The organism is Streptomyces sp. NPDC059499 (genome assembly GCF_042749285.1).
Classification (GTDB): domain Bacteria; phylum Actinomycetota; class Actinomycetes; order Streptomycetales; family Streptomycetaceae; genus Streptomyces.
In genome coordinates this window covers 606,194-621,350 of sequence record NZ_JBHYTT010000002.1, presented here as the reverse complement: position 1 = coordinate 621,350, position 15,157 = coordinate 606,194, and the positions used below count along the sequence as shown (strand labels likewise).

General features: G+C 72.2%; 14 protein-coding genes. 5 read left to right on the top strand and 9 right to left on the bottom strand.

Features of this window, described 5'->3' with window-relative positions:
- Nucleotides 1-100 precede the first annotated feature (100 nt).
- Genes ACFW9O_RS08210 through ACFW9O_RS08200 form a run of 3 tightly spaced genes read left to right on the top strand, consistent with a single transcriptional unit; the run spans nt 101 to nt 2,362 of the window.
- Nucleotides 101-916: a YceI family protein gene (locus ACFW9O_RS08210; RefSeq protein WP_384606398.1), complete on the top strand. Its 816-nt coding sequence runs from the start codon at nt 101-103 to the stop codon at nt 914-916.
- Between the two features lie 10 nt (nt 917-926).
- Nucleotides 927-1,397, top strand: a complete 471-nt coding sequence (locus ACFW9O_RS08205) for a PPOX class F420-dependent oxidoreductase (RefSeq protein ID WP_351173178.1) — start codon at nt 927-929, stop codon at nt 1,395-1,397.
- Nucleotides 1,398-1,420: 23 nt separating this feature from the next.
- Complete coding sequence (locus ACFW9O_RS08200; protein ID WP_384606396.1) at nt 1,421-2,362, top strand: NAD(P)-dependent oxidoreductase; 942 nt, start codon at nt 1,421-1,423, stop codon at nt 2,360-2,362.
- 10 nt (nt 2,363-2,372) lie between these two features.
- Here the strand turns inward: ACFW9O_RS08200 and ACFW9O_RS08195 are convergent, their stop codons facing one another.
- Both ACFW9O_RS08195 and ACFW9O_RS08190 read right to left on the bottom strand, forming a co-directional pair.
- A complete protein-coding gene (locus ACFW9O_RS08195; RefSeq protein ID WP_384606394.1) occupies nt 2,373-3,143 on the bottom strand; it encodes a TetR/AcrR family transcriptional regulator in 771 nt (256 codons plus the stop codon).
- Nucleotides 3,144-3,249: 106 nt separating this feature from the next.
- Complete coding sequence (locus ACFW9O_RS08190) at nt 3,250-4,797, bottom strand: MFS transporter (RefSeq protein ID WP_384606392.1); 1,548 nt, start codon at nt 4,795-4,797, stop codon at nt 3,250-3,252.
- Between the two features lie 165 nt (nt 4,798-4,962).
- On the opposite strand from ACFW9O_RS08190, the gene ACFW9O_RS08185 reads away from it, so the two are divergent.
- Nucleotides 4,963-5,832, top strand: coding sequence for an endonuclease/exonuclease/phosphatase family protein (locus ACFW9O_RS08185; protein ID WP_384606389.1), 870 nt, complete (start codon nt 4,963-4,965; stop codon nt 5,830-5,832).
- Here the strand turns inward: ACFW9O_RS08185 and ACFW9O_RS08180 are convergent.
- From ACFW9O_RS08180 to ACFW9O_RS08150, 7 genes are all read right to left on the bottom strand, one after another.
- A complete protein-coding gene (locus tag ACFW9O_RS08180) occupies nt 5,811-8,036 on the bottom strand; it encodes an ArnT family glycosyltransferase (protein WP_384606387.1) in 2,226 nt (741 codons plus the stop codon). The two genes, ACFW9O_RS08185 and ACFW9O_RS08180, sit on opposite strands and share 22 nt — an antisense overlap.
- On the bottom strand, nt 8,033-9,337 hold the full coding sequence (locus ACFW9O_RS08175; RefSeq protein WP_384606385.1) for a glycosyltransferase: 1,305 nt from the start codon (nt 9,335-9,337) through the stop codon (nt 8,033-8,035). Before ACFW9O_RS08175 ends, ACFW9O_RS08180 begins: the two co-directional genes overlap by 4 nt.
- Nucleotides 9,338-9,362: 25 nt before the next feature.
- A complete protein-coding gene (locus ACFW9O_RS08170; protein ID WP_384606382.1) occupies nt 9,363-10,976 on the bottom strand; it encodes a sensor histidine kinase in 1,614 nt (537 codons plus the stop codon).
- Between the two features lie 4 nt (nt 10,977-10,980).
- Nucleotides 10,981-11,721, bottom strand: a complete 741-nt coding sequence (locus ACFW9O_RS08165) for a response regulator transcription factor (RefSeq protein ID WP_351173154.1) — start codon at nt 11,719-11,721, stop codon at nt 10,981-10,983.
- A gap of 71 nt (nt 11,722-11,792) precedes the next feature.
- Nucleotides 11,793-12,671, bottom strand: a complete 879-nt coding sequence (locus tag ACFW9O_RS08160) for an amidohydrolase family protein (RefSeq protein WP_384606379.1) — start codon at nt 12,669-12,671, stop codon at nt 11,793-11,795.
- Nucleotides 12,672-12,707: 36 nt separating this feature from the next.
- Nucleotides 12,708-13,592 carry a DUF2797 domain-containing protein gene (locus ACFW9O_RS08155; RefSeq protein WP_384606376.1) on the bottom strand — a complete coding sequence of 295 codons (885 nt, stop codon included), beginning with the start codon at nt 13,590-13,592 and terminating at the stop codon, nt 12,708-12,710.
- Nucleotides 13,593-13,613: 21 nt separating this feature from the next.
- Entirely contained in the window at nt 13,614-13,973 is a 360-nt protein-coding gene (locus ACFW9O_RS08150) for a hypothetical protein (RefSeq protein WP_384606374.1), read from the bottom strand.
- 221 nt (nt 13,974-14,194) lie between these two features.
- Here ACFW9O_RS08150 and ACFW9O_RS08145 point away from each other — a divergent pair, with 221 nt between their 5' ends.
- Nucleotides 14,195-15,139 carry an RNA polymerase sigma-70 factor gene (locus ACFW9O_RS08145; protein WP_384606371.1) on the top strand — a complete coding sequence of 315 codons (945 nt, stop codon included), beginning with the start codon at nt 14,195-14,197 and terminating at the stop codon, nt 15,137-15,139.
- The last annotated feature ends 18 nt before the right edge of the window (nt 15,140-15,157 follow it).

Genomic DNA, 15,157 nt, shown 5'->3' with positions numbered 1-15,157 from the left:
GGTGGGGACGGCAGGCAGGGGACGGCCTGCCGTCCCCGCCCCGGGGCCCGACTCATTGAGTCACTGAGCAACTGAGTGATGGAGCAAGGAGAGAGCACAGATGGGACTTCGCGCACAGGTACGGACGCGGGACGGCTGGGCGGTCCAGCACGCGGTCATCACGGTGACCGACATGACGGGCGCCCAGGTGCTCCGGGCCGCCGCCGACGAGAACGGTTCCGTCCGCACCGACGACCGTCTGCAGGCCGGTGCGTACACGGTGATCGTCACAGCGGTCGGCTACGCACCCGCCGCCTCCACCGCCCTTGTCACGGCCAGTGGCCGGGTCGAGGCCGGCACCGTGGTGCTCACCCGGCAGGGCGGTGTGGAGCTGCCGCCGCCGGGCACCTGGTCGCTGGACCCGGTGCACTCCTCGGTGGCCGCGGTCGCGCAGCACCTGGGAATCTCCAGCGTGCACGGCCGGTTCACCGAGTTCGGCGGCCGGATCGAGATCGCACAGGACGTCCAGCGCTCCCGGGTGGAGGCCTTCATCACCCCGGCCAGCATCGACACGGGCAACGGCATGCGCGACAAGCACCTGCGCTCGCCCGACTTCCTGGACGTGGAGCGGTTCCCGGAGATCACCTACCGCTCGCGCGCCCTGACCCCGGCGGGACCGGACCGCTGGACGGTCGACGGCGTGCTCACCATGCACGGCGTGGCCCGCGACGTCGACCTGGACCTCAGCTACCTCGGCACCGGCCCCGACCCGTGGGGCGGGGTACGGGCGGCCTTCCACGCAACGGCCGAACTGCGCCGCGAGGACTTCGCCATGAACTACAACCAAGTGGTGCAGGCGGGCATCTCCGCGATCGGTACGACGCTGCGGGTGGAGCTGGACATCCAGGCCGTGCAGGGGGAATCCGTACCGGCATAGGGTTGGCCGTATGGCACCGAACATCGCGACCAACACCACCGTGGAGCTCGCCGGACTGCTGGACTTCGTACGGCCGCGGCACCGGGCGATCCTGCTGACCACCCGGGCCGACGGCCGCCCCCAGGGCTCCCCGCTGACCTGCGGCGTCGACGACGCGGGCCGGATCGTCGTCTCGACCTACCCCGAACGGGCCAAGACCCGCAACGCCAAGCGGGACGAGCGGGTCAGCGTGATCGTCCTGTCGGACGAGTGGAACGGCCCGTGGGTACAGATCGACGGCTCGGCCGAGGTGATCGACTCACCGGAGTCGGTCGAGCCGCTCGTCGAGTACTTCCGGAACATCTCCGGTGAGCACCCGGACTGGGACGAGTACCGGGCGGCGATGGTGAAGCAGGGGAAGTCCCTCATCCGGATCACCCCGGAGCGCTGGGGCCCGGTCGCCACCGGCGGTTTCCCCGCCCATCTGGCCACCGGCGGCTGACGCGCCCCGTGATGTCCCCGCCGATGCCCCGCCCCGACCTGCTCGCGCGGGCCGAGCTCCTGGTCCCGCCCTCCCTCGACGCGTCCGTGGTCGGGGAACTGGAGCGGATCACCGGGCGCCCGGCGGGACGCGCGTCCGGTACCGCGCCCGAGGGGCCGTTCCTGTACGTGGGCGACACGCTGCCCCGAGACGTGCGCACCGGACAGCTGCTGTGGTTCCACAGCGTCAACGCGGGTACGGACGCACTGCTGGCCGCCGGACCGTGGCCGGAAGGGGCGCTGCTGACCCGGACCGTGGGCAGGATGGGGGAGCGGATCGCGCAGTACGTGCTGGCCTGGGTGCTCGCCGAATGCCAGTCCGTCCCGGAGCACACGGCACAGCACACCGCGGCCCGGTGGCGTCGCATCCCGTCCGAACTCGCCGCCGGTCGGACCGCCGTCGTCCACGGCACCGGTCGCATCGGCTCCGCCGTCGCCGGTCTGCTGAGGGCGTGTTCACTGCGCACGGTGGGCGTCTGCCGCACGCCCCGTGGCCTGCCGCCGGGCTTCGACGACGTGGTCGCGGCCGGCGGGGACGAGGAGAGGGCCGCGCTGGCCGAAGCCCGGTGGGTGGTGTCCGCGCTCCCGCTGACGTCCGCCACGGAGCGGTTCTTCGACGGCGCACGGTTCACCGCGATGAAGGGCGCCTCCTTCGTCAACATCGGCCGGGGCGCCTGCGTGGACATGGCGGCACTGGAGGCCGCCCTGCGTGCCGGGACGGTGCGACGGGCCGTCCTCGACGTGCTGCCCGACGAGCCCGCGGGCCCCGGCGACACCGCCTGGAAGCTGCCGCGCACGGTGATCACCTCGCACTCGGCGGGCATCACGGCCGACGAGGACGTCGTCACGGACTTCGCGGCCTGCTGGGAGGCGGTGGCCGGGGGGCGCCGTCCCGCACTCGCCGTGGACACGGGGCGCGGGTACTGACGCCGCGGAGCTACTGGCGGACCGCCCGCTCGCGCATCGCTTCGATGCCCGCGACCAGAAGGTCCAGCGCGAACGTGAAGTCCCGCTCACGCATCTCCTCGACGGTGTCCCCGCCGCGCGCCTCCATGGCGGCTTCCGAGCTCTGCACGATGTGCTGGTGCTCCGGACGGGAGCGGATCGTGCTCATGGCCTGCTGGAAGTACGCGTCCTGGCTCAACCCGGCCTGCGCCGAACGCTGCAGGAAATGGCCCTCGATGGTGCCGAACCCGTAGACGAACTGGAAGACGGCGGACGTCGCACCCGTCTGGTGCTCCAGGGGCAGTCCGGTGGCCCGGACGACGTCCTGGACCGCGTACGAGAACAGCATCGAGTGCGGGCCGATGTTCAGGAAGTTCCCGGCGAGTGCCGAGGCCCACGGGTGCGCCACCAGCATCTGCCGGTAGCTGGTGGCCAGTTCGCGCAGCCGCTCGCGCCAGCCCGTGTCCTCCCGGGGCGGCGCGATCTCCCCGAAGACGGTGTCCAGGGCCAGTTCCAGCAGGTCGTCCTTGGTGTCGACGTACCAGTAGAGGGACATCGCCGTGACGTCGAGATCGGCGGCGAGGCGGCGCATGGAGAACTTGGCGAGGCCCTCGGAGTCCAGCAGCCGTACGCTCGCCGCGGTGATCCTGTCCCGGTCGAGGCCGGCCGGCTGATCCGTCCTGCGGCCGCGCGAAGGGGTTCGCCGGTCCAGCCACACGCTGATCCGTACAGGGTTGTTCGCACCGTCCGCCGCGGACCCCATGACGCACTCTCCTCGACTCACGACGGTACGGACTGCCCTGGGTGTCCGTCTCAACGGGCTGCCGTACGGAGCGGATGACACCCTCCGTACGGCACTCCGTCCGATGCTATGCCCGCTCCGGTGCCCGCTGCTCGGGCCGAGGGTCCTCGGTGGGCTCCGCCTCCTCCGCGCGCTCCGCCCGGCGCAGCAGTACGGCGGCCAGCAGGCCGCCCGCCAGAACCGCCACCGCACCGACCAGCTGACTGGCCTCCAGGCCCGAGGCGAAGGCATCGGTGATCCGCTGCCGTTCCCCCTCGCCGTCGGCGGCGGCGAGCGCCGCGGGCAGGGAGGCCGCCCCGACGGCCGCCGGTACGAGAGCGGCGAACCGGGAGTTCAGTACGGCCCCGAGCACGGCGACCCCGAGCCCGTTGCCGAACTCGGCGAGCGTGCCGTTGACCCCGGCCCCGACGCCCGCCTTCTCCGGCGGGATGGCGCTCATGATCGCGTTGGCCATGGCGGGCATGGCGAGCGCGATACCGGCGCCCATGACGACCAGACCGAGCAGCATGCCGCCGTACCCCTGGCGGCCGAGCAGGGCGATGGCCCCGAGCCCGGCGGCCAGCAGGCTCATCCCGGCGGCGATGGTGGCGGGCGTCCCCATCCTCGGGACGAGGCGGGCGCCGAGCCCGGTGAGGTTGAGGGCCACCACGGTGAGTGCGAGCGGTGCCGTGCGCAGACCGGCCTCCAGCGGCCCGTACCCGAGCACGAACTGGAGGTGCTGGGTGAGCAGGAAGAGCGAACCGCCCATCCCGAAGGCGACCAGGATCGCCCCCGCGACCGCGCCGATGAACTTCTGGTTCCGGAAGAAGTGCATGTCCAGCATCGGGTACGGGATGTGGAGCTCCCACAGGACGAATCCGGTGAGCACGGCGACGCCCGTGAAGGCGGTCAGCAGGACCTGCCCGGAGCCCCAGCCGTGTTCCGGTCCGGAGATGATCGCGTACACGACGGCGGCCATGCCGATGGTGGAGAGCAGGGCGCCGAGCAGGTCCGGGCGGTCGCCCCGGGGGTTCTTGGACTCGGGGACGAGCCGGACGACGGCGATCACGCCGATGACCGCCACGGGGATGTTGACCAGGAAGATCGCGCCCCACCAGAAGTGGTCGAGCATGACGCCGCCGACGAGCGGACCGACGGCGAAGCCCAGGGAGTTGACGGTGGACCAGATGCCGATCGCCTTGACGCGTTCGGTGTCGTCGAAGATCTGCACGACGACGGCCAGGGTGGTGGTGATCAGCAGGGCGCCGCCGATGCCCATCCCGGCACGTGCGGCGATCAGCTGCCCGGAGGACTGGGCGAGCCCCGCCGCCAGGGAGCCGATGCCGAACAGCACGAGGCCGGCGACGAGCATCTTCTTGCGGCCGTAGCGGTCGGAGGCGCTGCCCGCCGTGAGCAGCAGGCCCGACTGGACGAGCGAGTAGGCGTTGATCATCCACTGCACATCGGCGGTGGACGCGTTCAGCTCCGTGGTGAGGGAGGGGATCGCGACGTTCAGGACGGTGTTGTCGAGCAGCACGGTGAGCTGGGCGAGACAGATGACGCCGAGGATCAGCCAGCGCTGCGGATGGCCTCCCCGGGAGGCGAGATCGTTCTGCTCGGCGGCGGTCGCCGTCATGCGGGCTCCTGGTTTCCGGTGCGCTTGTACGGTGTATGGGACTGCAGCGTTGTACACCGTAAGGCACTTCCCGTACGGCGTACAACTCGTTTGCGCGCGGCCTCGGGGCGGGTAGCCCTGTCGACGCAGACCTGACAAGTGCCGAGCGGATCCGAGTGGAGTGACATGTACTTGCGTCGTCGTACGGTGGGCGTTCTGATCGCTGCGGGCCTGTCGGTGGCCGCGCTCGCGCCGCCCGCGGGAGCCGCCGAGGAGGGACGCGCGATCCCGCTCCGCGTCGCGACGTACAACATCCATGCCGGTGCGGGCATGGACCAGGTCTTCGACCTGGACCGTCAGACCGCCCAGCTGCGCGCGCTGGACGCCGATGTGATCGGCCTCCAGGAAGTCGACGCGCACTGGGGTGCCCGGAGCGAGTGGCGGGACCTCGCGGGCGAGCTCGCGCGTCGGCTGCACATGCGGGTGGCGTTCGCGCCGATCTACAGCCTCGACCCGGTGACACCCGGCGAACCCCGGCGCGAGTACGGGGTGGCGGTGCTGTCCCGGTACCGGATCATCAGCGCCGAGAACCACGAGATCACGAGGCTCTCGACCCAGGACCCGAACCCGGTACCCGCGCCCGCGCCGGGCTTCGCCGAGGCCGTGCTGCGGGTCCAGGGGCTGCCCGTGCACGTGTACGTGACGCACCTGGACTACCGGCCCGACCCGTCCGTGCGCATCGCCCAGGTCGCCGACACCCGGCGCATCATGGCCGAGGACCGGGGCGCCCGGCAGATCCTCCTGGGCGATTTCAACGCGGAGCCGGACGCGCCGGAACTGGCCCCTCTCTGGCAGGAGCTGACGGACGCCGATCCCGGGGCGCCGACCTTCCCGGCGCAGGATCCGGTGAAACGGATCGACTTCGTGGCGGTGTCGAAGTCCGGTGCCGGGGCCGTGCGGGTACGCGACGGGGCGGTGGCCGAGACGCTCGCCTCGGACCACCGCCCTGTTGTCGCCGATCTCGAACTGCCGCGTCAGCTGCCGCTCTCCGGCTGAGTGAGGTCGTAGAAGGTCGCGCTGCCGGCCGTGACCTCCTGGAAGTTCGCCTCGACCCACGTCGAGATCTGGGACGAGGCGCCGCTGCCGCCCATGCCGCCGCCACCGCCGCCCGAACCGCTCGAGACGAAGTAGTGGATCTTCCCGTCCTCGACGTACTTCTTGAACTGCGCGAGCGTCGGGGACGGGTCGCTGCCGTTGAAGCCGCCGATCGCCATCACCGGGTCACCGGTGGCGAGCTGGTAACTCGCGGCGTTCTGCGAACCGATGGCGGCTGCGGCCCAGGTGTAGTCGTCGGCGTCCTTCTCCAGGAGCTTCTTGGCCTCGGCGCCGACGGTCGAACCGCCCAGCAGACCGCCCATGCCGCCGCCACCGCCCCTGCCGCCCTCGCCCGTGGCACCGCCGGGCATCCCGCCCTGCGGGCTGCCGGTCTGCCCCTGCTGCCCCTGGCCCTGCTGGCCCTGACCCGGCCGGCCGCCGCCCGGGAAGCCGCCGCCCTGGGCGTTGCCCGGAGCCTGACCGCCCTGCTGCGTGCCCTGACCGGGAGGCGTCCCGCCACCGGGGCCACCGCCGGTACCGCCGCCGGTACCGCCGTCGCCACCACCGGGGCCGCCGCCCCGGCCGCCACCACCACCGGGGCCGCCCATGCTCGCGCCCGCCGGTCCGGCGGTGACGATCGAGCCCTGGTGCCCGGTGTTCAGCGTGCTGACGGTGTACGCCGTCGGCCCGGCCAGCGACGCGGCCAGACCCAGCCCCACCACGGAGAGGGCGAGTACGCGCCCCAGCCGTGCGGCGAGCAGCAGCCCCACCGCCCCCACCAGCCCGCCGATCAGGACGGCCCAGCGCAGCCACGGGACGTAGTCCGGGGTGCGCCCCAGCAGGACGTACGACCAGAGGGCCGTCACCGCGACGGTCCCGCCGAGCGCGGCGCCGGCCCACCACCGGGCCCGCTCCTCCCACAGGACGGTGGCGCCCATGCCGACCAGCGCCGCGACGTAGGGCGCCAGGGCAACGGTGTAGTACTGGTGGAAGATGCCGGCCATGAAGCTGAAGACGAACGCCGTCATCAGCAGCGAGCCGCCCCAGGCGAGGAATGCCGCACGGGCCGTGTCGGTCCGCTTCGCACGCCAGGTCAGCCAGATGCCCGCGACCAGCAGGAGCAGCGCCGCCGGCAGCAGCCAGGCGATCTGGCTGCCGATCTCGGAGTTGAACATCCGGCCGATGCCGGTCTCACCCCAGCCGCCGCCCTGGCCTCCGCCGCCGCCACCGACGCTTCCGGTCTCCTCGCCGTTGATCCGGCCCAGTCCGTTGTAGCCAAAGGTGAGTTCGAGGAAGGAGTTGTTCTGCGAGCCGCCGATGTAGGGGCGGGAGGAAGCGGGCCACAGCTCGACGATCGCCACCCACCAGCCGCCCGCGACGGCCATGGCGAGGGCGGACAGGCCCAGCTGGCCGAAGCGCCTGCGTACGGACACGGGTGCGAACACCGCGTACAGGACCGCCAGCGGCGGCAGGATCAGGAACGCCTGCAGGGTCTTCGACAGGAACGCGAGACCGACCGCGACGCCCGCCCAGACCAGCCACTTCGTCCGGCCGCCCTCCAGGGCGCGCAGCACGCAGTACACGGTGACGGTCATCAGCAGCGCGAGCAGCGCGTCCGGGTTGTTGAAGCGGAACATCAGCGCGGCAACCGGGGTCAGGGCGAAGACCGCCATCGTGATCAGCCCGGCGGCGGCGCTGAACCTGCGGCGCACCGCCGCGTACAGGACACCGGCCGTGGCCACGCCCATCAGGACCTGGGGCACGAGGATCGCCCAGGAGTGGAGGCCGAAGATCCGTACCGACAGGGCCATCGGCCAGAGCGTGGCCGGGGGCTTGTCGACGGTGATGGCGTTCGCGGAGTCCAGCGAACCGAAGAAGAACGCCTTCCAGCTCTGGCTGCCGGCCTGCACGGCGGCGGAGTAGAAGGAGTTGGCGTATCCGGAGGCGCCGAGATTCCACAGGTACGCGAGCGTGATCACCAGGAGCATGCCGAGGAAGGCGGGCCGTGCCCAGCGCGGATCCTCGGGCCGGCCCTGCCGGATGCGCCGCACGAGCGGCTCCTTCGGGCGGCCGTGCCCCTGCCGTGCGGCCGACGCCGACGGTGGCGCGAACGGCCCGGGGGTGTCCGGCGGGGCCGGGAGGTGGTCGGGGTGCGTGGCGGTCATCGGACGTTCCTCAGTTCGTGTGCGGGAGCCTTGGGGGCGTCCTGGTGGTCCGTGCGCCGGTCCGGGAAGACCCAGGCGCGGAAGAGCAGAAACCGCAGCACCGTCGCCGCGAGGTTGGCCGCGATCAGCACGGCGAGTTCCGTGCCGTGCGAGGGCGCTCCGGACGTCGTGCCCAGCGCGGCGAGCGAGCCGCTGGTGAGCGCGAGCCCGATGGCGAAGACGACGAGCCCCTGAGCCTGGTGGCGTACCGCGCCGCCCCGGCCGCGCACCCCGAAGGTGAGCCTCCGGTTCGCTGCCGTATTGGCGACGGCGGACACCAGAAGTGCGGCCCCGTTGGCGAACTGCGGCCCGACACCCTGCCGGAAGAGGGAGTACAGGACGAGGTAGAACAGCGTGGACAGCCCGCCCACGACACAGAAGCCGACCAGCTGCCGTGCCAGGCCGCCCGGCACCCCGGGCAGGGCCCGGTCGCGCGGGTCGTCCCCGAACGGCCGTGCCAGCCGGTCCAGCGGCAGCGCGCCGACGGCCAGCGCCCGGCCCACCCGCCAGACCCCCTTGAGGTCCTCGGTCGCCGTCCTCACGATCTGCACCGTGGAGTCCGGGTCGTCGACCCAGTCGACCGGCACCTCGTGGATGCGCAGCCCGGCCCGCTCGGCGAGCACCAGCATCTCGGTGTCGAAGAACCACCCGGTGTCCTCGACCATGGGCAGCAGCCGCTGCGCGACCTCGCGCCGGATCGCCTTGAAGCCGCACTGCGCGTCGCTGAACCGGGCGGCCAGCGAGGAGCGCAGGATCAGGTTGTAGGCCCGCGAGATGAACTCCCGCTTCGAGCCGCGCACCACGCGCGAACTGCGCGCGAGACGCGAACCGATGGCCAGGTCCGAGTGGCCGGAGATCAGCGGGGCGACGAGCGGCAGGAGGGCGTTGAGGTCCGTCGAGAGGTCGACGTCCATGTAGGCGAGGACCGGGGAGTCCGAGTGGGACCACACGGTGCGCAGTGCCCGCCCCCGGCCCTTCTCCTCCAGCCGGTACGACCGCACCTCCGGGATCAGCGCCGCGAGCCGCGCCGCCACCTGGGGCGTGCGGTCGGTGCTCGCGTTGTCCGCGACGGTGATCCGGAAGCGGTACGGGAACGTGCGCGCCAGATGGTCGTGCAGGCGCAGCACACAGGTCTCGAGGTCCTTCTCCTCGTTGTGGACGGGGACCACCACGTCGAGTACGGGAGCACCGGCCGCGTCGACCGCTGCGGCCAGGAGATGCTCCCGGGCCGGCAAGGTGCTCCAAGGGGTGTCGGTTCGCATGACACGACACTCGCCAACCGCGCTGTCACACCCTTGTGGTGAGCCTGTGGTCCGGCTGTGAGCCGCCCGCCGGGCCGCCCTCGTACACCGCGTCCGCGGGCAGATGGACGGCGAAGACCGTGTTCCCCGGCACCGACCGCACCTCGGCCCGGCCGCCGTGCGCGGCCACGACCGCCTGCACGATGGCGAGCCCCAGTCCCGTCGAGCCGGCGTTCCGGGAGCGCGAGGCGTCGCCGCGCGCGAACCTCTCGAAGACGTGCGGCTGCAGCCCGGCCGGGATGCCGGGCCCGTTGTCCTCGACCTCCAACGTCACCCACGGCAGGTCCCTGCGTGCTTCCCGCACGCGGACGGTGACCGTGGTCCCCGGCGGGGTGTGCGTACGGGCGTTCGCCAGCAGGTTGACCAGCACCTGCTGGATCCTGGTCGGATCGGCGCGTACGGTCGCGGGCACCTCGGGCAGTTCCAGCCGCCAGTGGTGCGTGGGCCCCGCCATGGCCCCGGCGGTCCGTCCCCCGTCCCCGGCGGTCCGGCCGGCGACGCCCGCGTCGCTCACCGCGTCGACGACGAGCGGCGACAGATCGGTGCTCTCGTACGAGAGCGGCCGGCCCGCGTCGAGCCGGGCCAGGAGCAGCAGGTCCTCCACCATGCCCGTCATCCGTTCCGCCTCGGACTCGATGCGTCCCAGTGCGTGGCGGGTGTCGGGACCGGCGTACTCCCGTCCCCGCCGGGTGAGTTCGGCGTACCCGCGGATCGAGGCGAGCGGGGTCCGCAGCTCGTGGCTGGCGTCCGCGACGAACTGCCGCACCCGCATCTCGCTCTTCTGCCGCGCGTCCAGGGCCGAACCGACGTGGCCCAGCATCCGGTTGAGGGCCGAACCGACCTGGCCGACCTCCGTACGCGGATCGGCCTCGGCGTCCGGCACCCGTTCGAGCAGGGCGACCTCACCGCTGTGCAGGGGGAGTTCGGAGACCCGGGTCGCGGTGGCCGCCACCCGGCGCAGCGGACGCAGGGCGACACCGACCATCGCGGCACCCGCGATTCCGGCGGCGACGAGTCCCGCCCCGGTGACACAGACCTCGACGAGGATCAGGGTGGTGAGGGCGCCGCTCACCTCGCCGGTGGGAATGCCGACGAGGACGGTCGAACCGTCGTCCTTGGGAACGGCCTTCACGCGGTAGCCGCCGAGACCGGGAAGCTCGACGTCGTGCACCGCGTCGTCCGCGGGCACACCGGCCGCCTCCAGGGCATCCCCCTGCGCGGCGGTCAGCGGCTCCAGGTTCTGCTGCACGTCGAGCCCGCTGTCCCCCCTCACGGAGATCTGCGAATCGGTGACGGACCCGTCCACGGAGACGGCACCGAACGTGTCGAAGGGCTGGCCGCCCATGCCGACGAAGTCGAGCGGTTCCTTGTTCTGCAGCCCGCCCGGTACGGGCGCTCCGCCGGCCGGCGGACGGTCGTCGGCCCGCTTCGCGATGTCGGTCAGCTGGGCGTCCAGCTTTCCGTACATGTAGCTGTGGAAGGCGATGGTGGTGACCGATCCGATCACGGCGGCGACGACCGCGATGAGTGTCACCGCGTACACGACGAGCCGGGTGCGCAGGGTCCACGGCCGCCGCGCGCGCCGACGGTTCCCGCTCACGGGGCTACTCACCGGGCTTGATCAGGTATCCCGCCCCGCGCCGGGTGTGGATCATCGGGGTACGGCCCGCGTCGATCTTCTTGCGGAGGTACGAGATGTACAGCTCGACGACATTCGCCTGGCCGCCGAAGTCGTAGTTCCACACCCGGTCCAGGATCTGCGCCTTGCTCAGCACCCGGCGCGGATTGCGCATCAGGAACCGCAGCAGTTCGAACTCGGTGGCCGTCAGGTGGATCGAGTCCTCACCCCGGCTCACCTCGTGGCTGTCCTCGTCCAGCAGCAGATCCCCGACGACGAGCGTCGACTCGCTGCGGGCCGCGGTGGCCGTGCCCGAGCGGCGGATCAGACCGCGCAGCCGGGCCACGACCTCCTCCAGGCTGAACGGCTTGGTGACGTAGTCGTCGCCGCCCGCCGTGAGCCCCGCGATCCGGTCCTCCACCGAGTCGCGCGCGGTCAGGAACAGCACCGGTACGTCGGAGTGCTCCCGCCGCAGCCGGCTGAGCACGGCGAGCCCGTCCATGTCGGGCAGCATCACATCGAGAACCACGGCGTCGGGGCGGAAGTCACGCGCCGTACGGACGGCGCCCGCGCCGTCCCCGGCGCTTCGCACGTCCCAGCCCTCGTACCGCAGGGCCATGGAGAGCAGCTCGGCAAGAGGAGCCTCGTCGTCCACGACCAGTACGCGGACGGGATTGCGGTCCGGCCTGAGCAGTTCGGTACGCCCCTGGGGCGAGGTCGTCGTCATGGCCCCAGCCTGTGAGACGGCCGTGAGAGAGGCCTTTCCCCTCCCTGTGAATTCCCTGAGAATGCCTCTTCTCAGGCGAACATGGCGCTCGCGTTCCCGTGGCAGACGGCCCGCAGCCACGCATCGCCCAGCCCCAGCCGCTCCAGCGCGTGCAGCTGGTGGGCGTACGGATACGGAATGTTCGGGAAGTCCGTGCCCAGCAGGATCCGGTCCCCCAGATCCGCGAGCATTCCGCGTTCCGCGGCAGGGAAGGGCGTGAGGTCCTCGCTGAAGTCCGTGAACACCATCGTCGTATCGAGCCGCACCCCCGGGTACGCCGCCGCCAGCGCCAGGAACTCCGCGTACTCGGGCATCCCCATGTGCGCCACCACCAGTCGCAGCCGGGGATGACGGGACAGCAGCCGTCCGACCGGCTCGGGACCGGTGTGCGCGCCGGGCGCCGGCCCGGACCCGCAGTGCATCACCACAGGGATCCCGGCCTCCGCCAGCAGTCCCCAGACGGGCTCCAGCAGCGGGTCGTTCGGGTCGTACGCGCCGACCTGGATGTGCGACTTGAAGACCCGGGCGCCCGCCTCGACCGCCTCGCGCACATAGCCCTCCACGCCCTCCTCCGGGAAGAAGGTCGCGGTGTGCAGACAGTCCGGCACCCTTCCCGCGAAGTCGGCCGCCCAGCCGTTGAGCCACGCCGCCATCCCGGCCTTGTGCGGGTAGAGCATCGAGGTGAACCGCAGCACTCCGAACGAGCGCAGCAGCGCGAGGCGTTCCTCCTCGTCGTGCCGGTAGGCGATCGGCCACTCGAGACCGGTCAGCGGGCCGGCCGAGTCGAAGTACGCCCACACCTTGCGGAGCACCTGCTCCGGCATGAAGTGCGTATGGACGTCGATGATCCCGGGCAGTCCGAGCCGCTCCCAGAACCGCACCACATCGTCACGGTCACTGTCGCCGCTCATCCGCCCCGCCTTCCTCGTCGGTACGTCGCGACGATCTCAGAACAGCCCGTCCTGCACCCCACCGCCCCCCACGGCGACGACCGGCACGCTCAGCCCCGCCCGCGCGTCGGCCCCCACCAGCACCCAGCCGGTGATCAGCCGGGTGTCCGCCACGACGACCCCGTCCGCCGGGGTCGCCAGATACAGATCGGGCCCGGCCGCCGCCACCAGCCGCCCGGCCACCACCCCGCCGTCCACCAGGCCGGTCACCACCCGGGCCACCGCCCCCACCGCGTCGAGTCCGAAGACCCCGGCGTGGTCGACGGCCTCGAACGGCAGCCGCTCCAGCGCCTCGGGCCACCCGCTCCCCTCCAGCCCGGCGGCACGCCCGTACAACATCTCGACCTCGGCGGCCCGTTCCGCCGCCACCGGCAGCTCGCCCCGCACAACACGCTTGCGTGCGTACGGGATCCGGTCGGGCACCCCGAGCGCCGAGCGCAGCAGCTCCTCCGTACGCCGGGCGGCCATCAGGGGCCCTCGCCCCAGCCAGGTGAACACCACGGCACCCTGCTCCCGGAGCCTCGCCGCGTCCCGGGACTCACGGGTGATCCCGACCTTGACCATTCCCGGCCCGAACCACGCGAGGTAGACGCGGTACGTCCGCGGGTCGTCGGCGATCGTGTCGGCGGCCACCGAGTGCGCCCGGTCCAGCCGCGCACACTCCTGGCAGCGCGCCCCCATACTCCGCGCGGACACCACAGCCATGACCGGGCACGGGTTGCCGCGCGCCCCGGAACAGTGCCGCTCGCCCTCCGCCCGGAACCCGAGCTCCTTCCCGTACGCCAGAACGCTCTTCCGGCCACGGCCCGCCCCGTCACTCCGCCGCCACCCGAGCACGGGCCCGTCGTCGGGCCACCCCAGTCCGGTGCACTGCCAGCCCATTCGCCCACTCCCGGCTCTTCGTCAGCCCGACGGCCCGGCGGGATCGGTCGCGCACAAGCCGTACGCCCGCTCGATCTCCCCCACGTACTGCTCCAGATCGAAGCAGACCTCCTCGATCACCCCGTCGTCCCGGCCCGGGTACATCAGCTCGCTCCAGAGGACCGTCGCACCACGCAGCCGCACCCGGATGTGGAGAGTCGGGCCGGACCCGGGATGCCCCTGCGACGACGCCACACCCACGCTGCGGGCGGCCTCCGCCGGGTACAGCGGTCCGCCGGGCCGGAGGAGCACGTCCGGACGCAGTCCCACGGCTCTGCTGTCGCTGCGCCCGATCATCTCGAGGCCGTCGACGAAGAGGTACGTGTGCACGGCGGTGCACACGGGAGGTCCGGGGCACGTGCCGATGAGCAACGTGCTGGTCCCGCTACGGGTCTGCCGGTCCGGCGGCCCTGCCCGGAGCACACCCGGGGGCCTACGCGGCATCGGCCCTTCGCTGCATCATGCGCCGATCATATTCAGGTCCCCGTCGGACAGCACCGCTCGAGCGACGCGGGGGCAGCGGCCCATGGGCCGGCGGGCGCCGCGCGAGTAGGATCCGGGCCATGGCTCTGACCATGAACGACGTGGACCGGTTCGAGGCATCCAGGCCGCGCCTGCAGGCCATCGCCTACCGCCTCCTCGGCTCCGCGAGCGACGCCGAGGACGCCGTGCAGGACGCGTTCCTGCGCTGGCAGGCGGCCGACGTCGACCGCATCGAGGTCCCCGAGGCCTGGCTGACGAAGGTCCTCACCAACCTGTGCCTCAATCAGCTCACCTCGGCCCGCGTCCGGCGCGAGACCTACGTGGGCGAGTGGCTGCCCGAGCCGCTGCTCGCCGGGGACCCGATGCTCGGCCCCGACGACACCGCCGAGCAGCGCGAATCGGTCTCGTACGCCGTCCTCGCCCTCATGGAGCGCCTCTCCCCCAACGAGCGGGTGGTGTACGTGCTGCGGGAGGCCTTCGGCTACCCGCACCGGGAGATCGCGGAGATCCTCGGCGTCACCGAGGCCGCGGCCCAGCAGACCTTCCACCGAGCCAAGAAGCACGTCGCGGACGGCAAGGCCCGCACCGAGATCGACGAGGCCGCGACCCGCCGGATCGTCGAGGAGTTCCTCGCCGCCGCCACCAGCGGCCGGACCGAACCGCTCGTACGGCTGCTCACCGAGGACGCCATCGCGATCGGCGACGGCGGCGGGAAGGTCCCGGCCCGGGCCAAGGCGTTCGAGGGCGCACTCGCGGTCGCGAAGTTCATGCGGGGTCTGTTCAAGCCCGCCCAGGCCAAGCGCGCCATCGTCGGCGGCTCACCCGGGGTCTACGTCACGACCGCCAACGGGGCCCCCGCGATCGTGGCGGTCCTCGACGGCCGCGTCGTCGGCGTCATGTGCCTGGAGATCACCGGCGGGGGAATCGCCGCGTTCCGCAACCAGGTCAACCCCGACAAGCTCGAACGCGCGACCCGGCAGTGGGCGGCCACCGAGCACGGGGAACCCCTGTTCAACGCCTTCTGATCCCGATGTGAGCTGCTT

Coding starts and splice junctions, on each gene's coding strand:
- ACFW9O_RS08210 (WP_384606398.1), top strand. CDS start 101: ATGGGACTTCGCGCACAGGTACGGACGCGGGACGGCTGGGCGGTCCAG.
- ACFW9O_RS08205 (WP_351173178.1), top strand. CDS start 927: ATGGCACCGAACATCGCGACCAACACCACCGTGGAGCTCGCCGGACTG.
- ACFW9O_RS08200 (WP_384606396.1), top strand. CDS start 1,421: ATGCCCCGCCCCGACCTGCTCGCGCGGGCCGAGCTCCTGGTCCCGCCC.
- ACFW9O_RS08195 (WP_384606394.1), bottom strand. CDS start 3,143: ATGGGGTCCGCGGCGGACGGTGCGAACAACCCTGTACGGATCAGCGTG.
- ACFW9O_RS08190 (WP_384606392.1), bottom strand. CDS start 4,797: ATGACGGCGACCGCCGCCGAGCAGAACGATCTCGCCTCCCGGGGAGGC.
- ACFW9O_RS08185 (WP_384606389.1), top strand. CDS start 4,963: ATGTACTTGCGTCGTCGTACGGTGGGCGTTCTGATCGCTGCGGGCCTG.
- ACFW9O_RS08180 (WP_384606387.1), bottom strand. CDS start 8,036: ATGACCGCCACGCACCCCGACCACCTCCCGGCCCCGCCGGACACCCCC.
- ACFW9O_RS08175 (WP_384606385.1), bottom strand. CDS start 9,337: ATGCGAACCGACACCCCTTGGAGCACCTTGCCGGCCCGGGAGCATCTC.
- ACFW9O_RS08165 (WP_351173154.1), bottom strand. CDS start 11,721: ATGACGACGACCTCGCCCCAGGGGCGTACCGAACTGCTCAGGCCGGAC.
- ACFW9O_RS08160 (WP_384606379.1), bottom strand. CDS start 12,671: ATGAGCGGCGACAGTGACCGTGACGATGTGGTGCGGTTCTGGGAGCGG.
- ACFW9O_RS08155 (WP_384606376.1), bottom strand. CDS start 13,592: ATGGGCTGGCAGTGCACCGGACTGGGGTGGCCCGACGACGGGCCCGTG.
- ACFW9O_RS08145 (WP_384606371.1), top strand. CDS start 14,195: ATGGCTCTGACCATGAACGACGTGGACCGGTTCGAGGCATCCAGGCCG.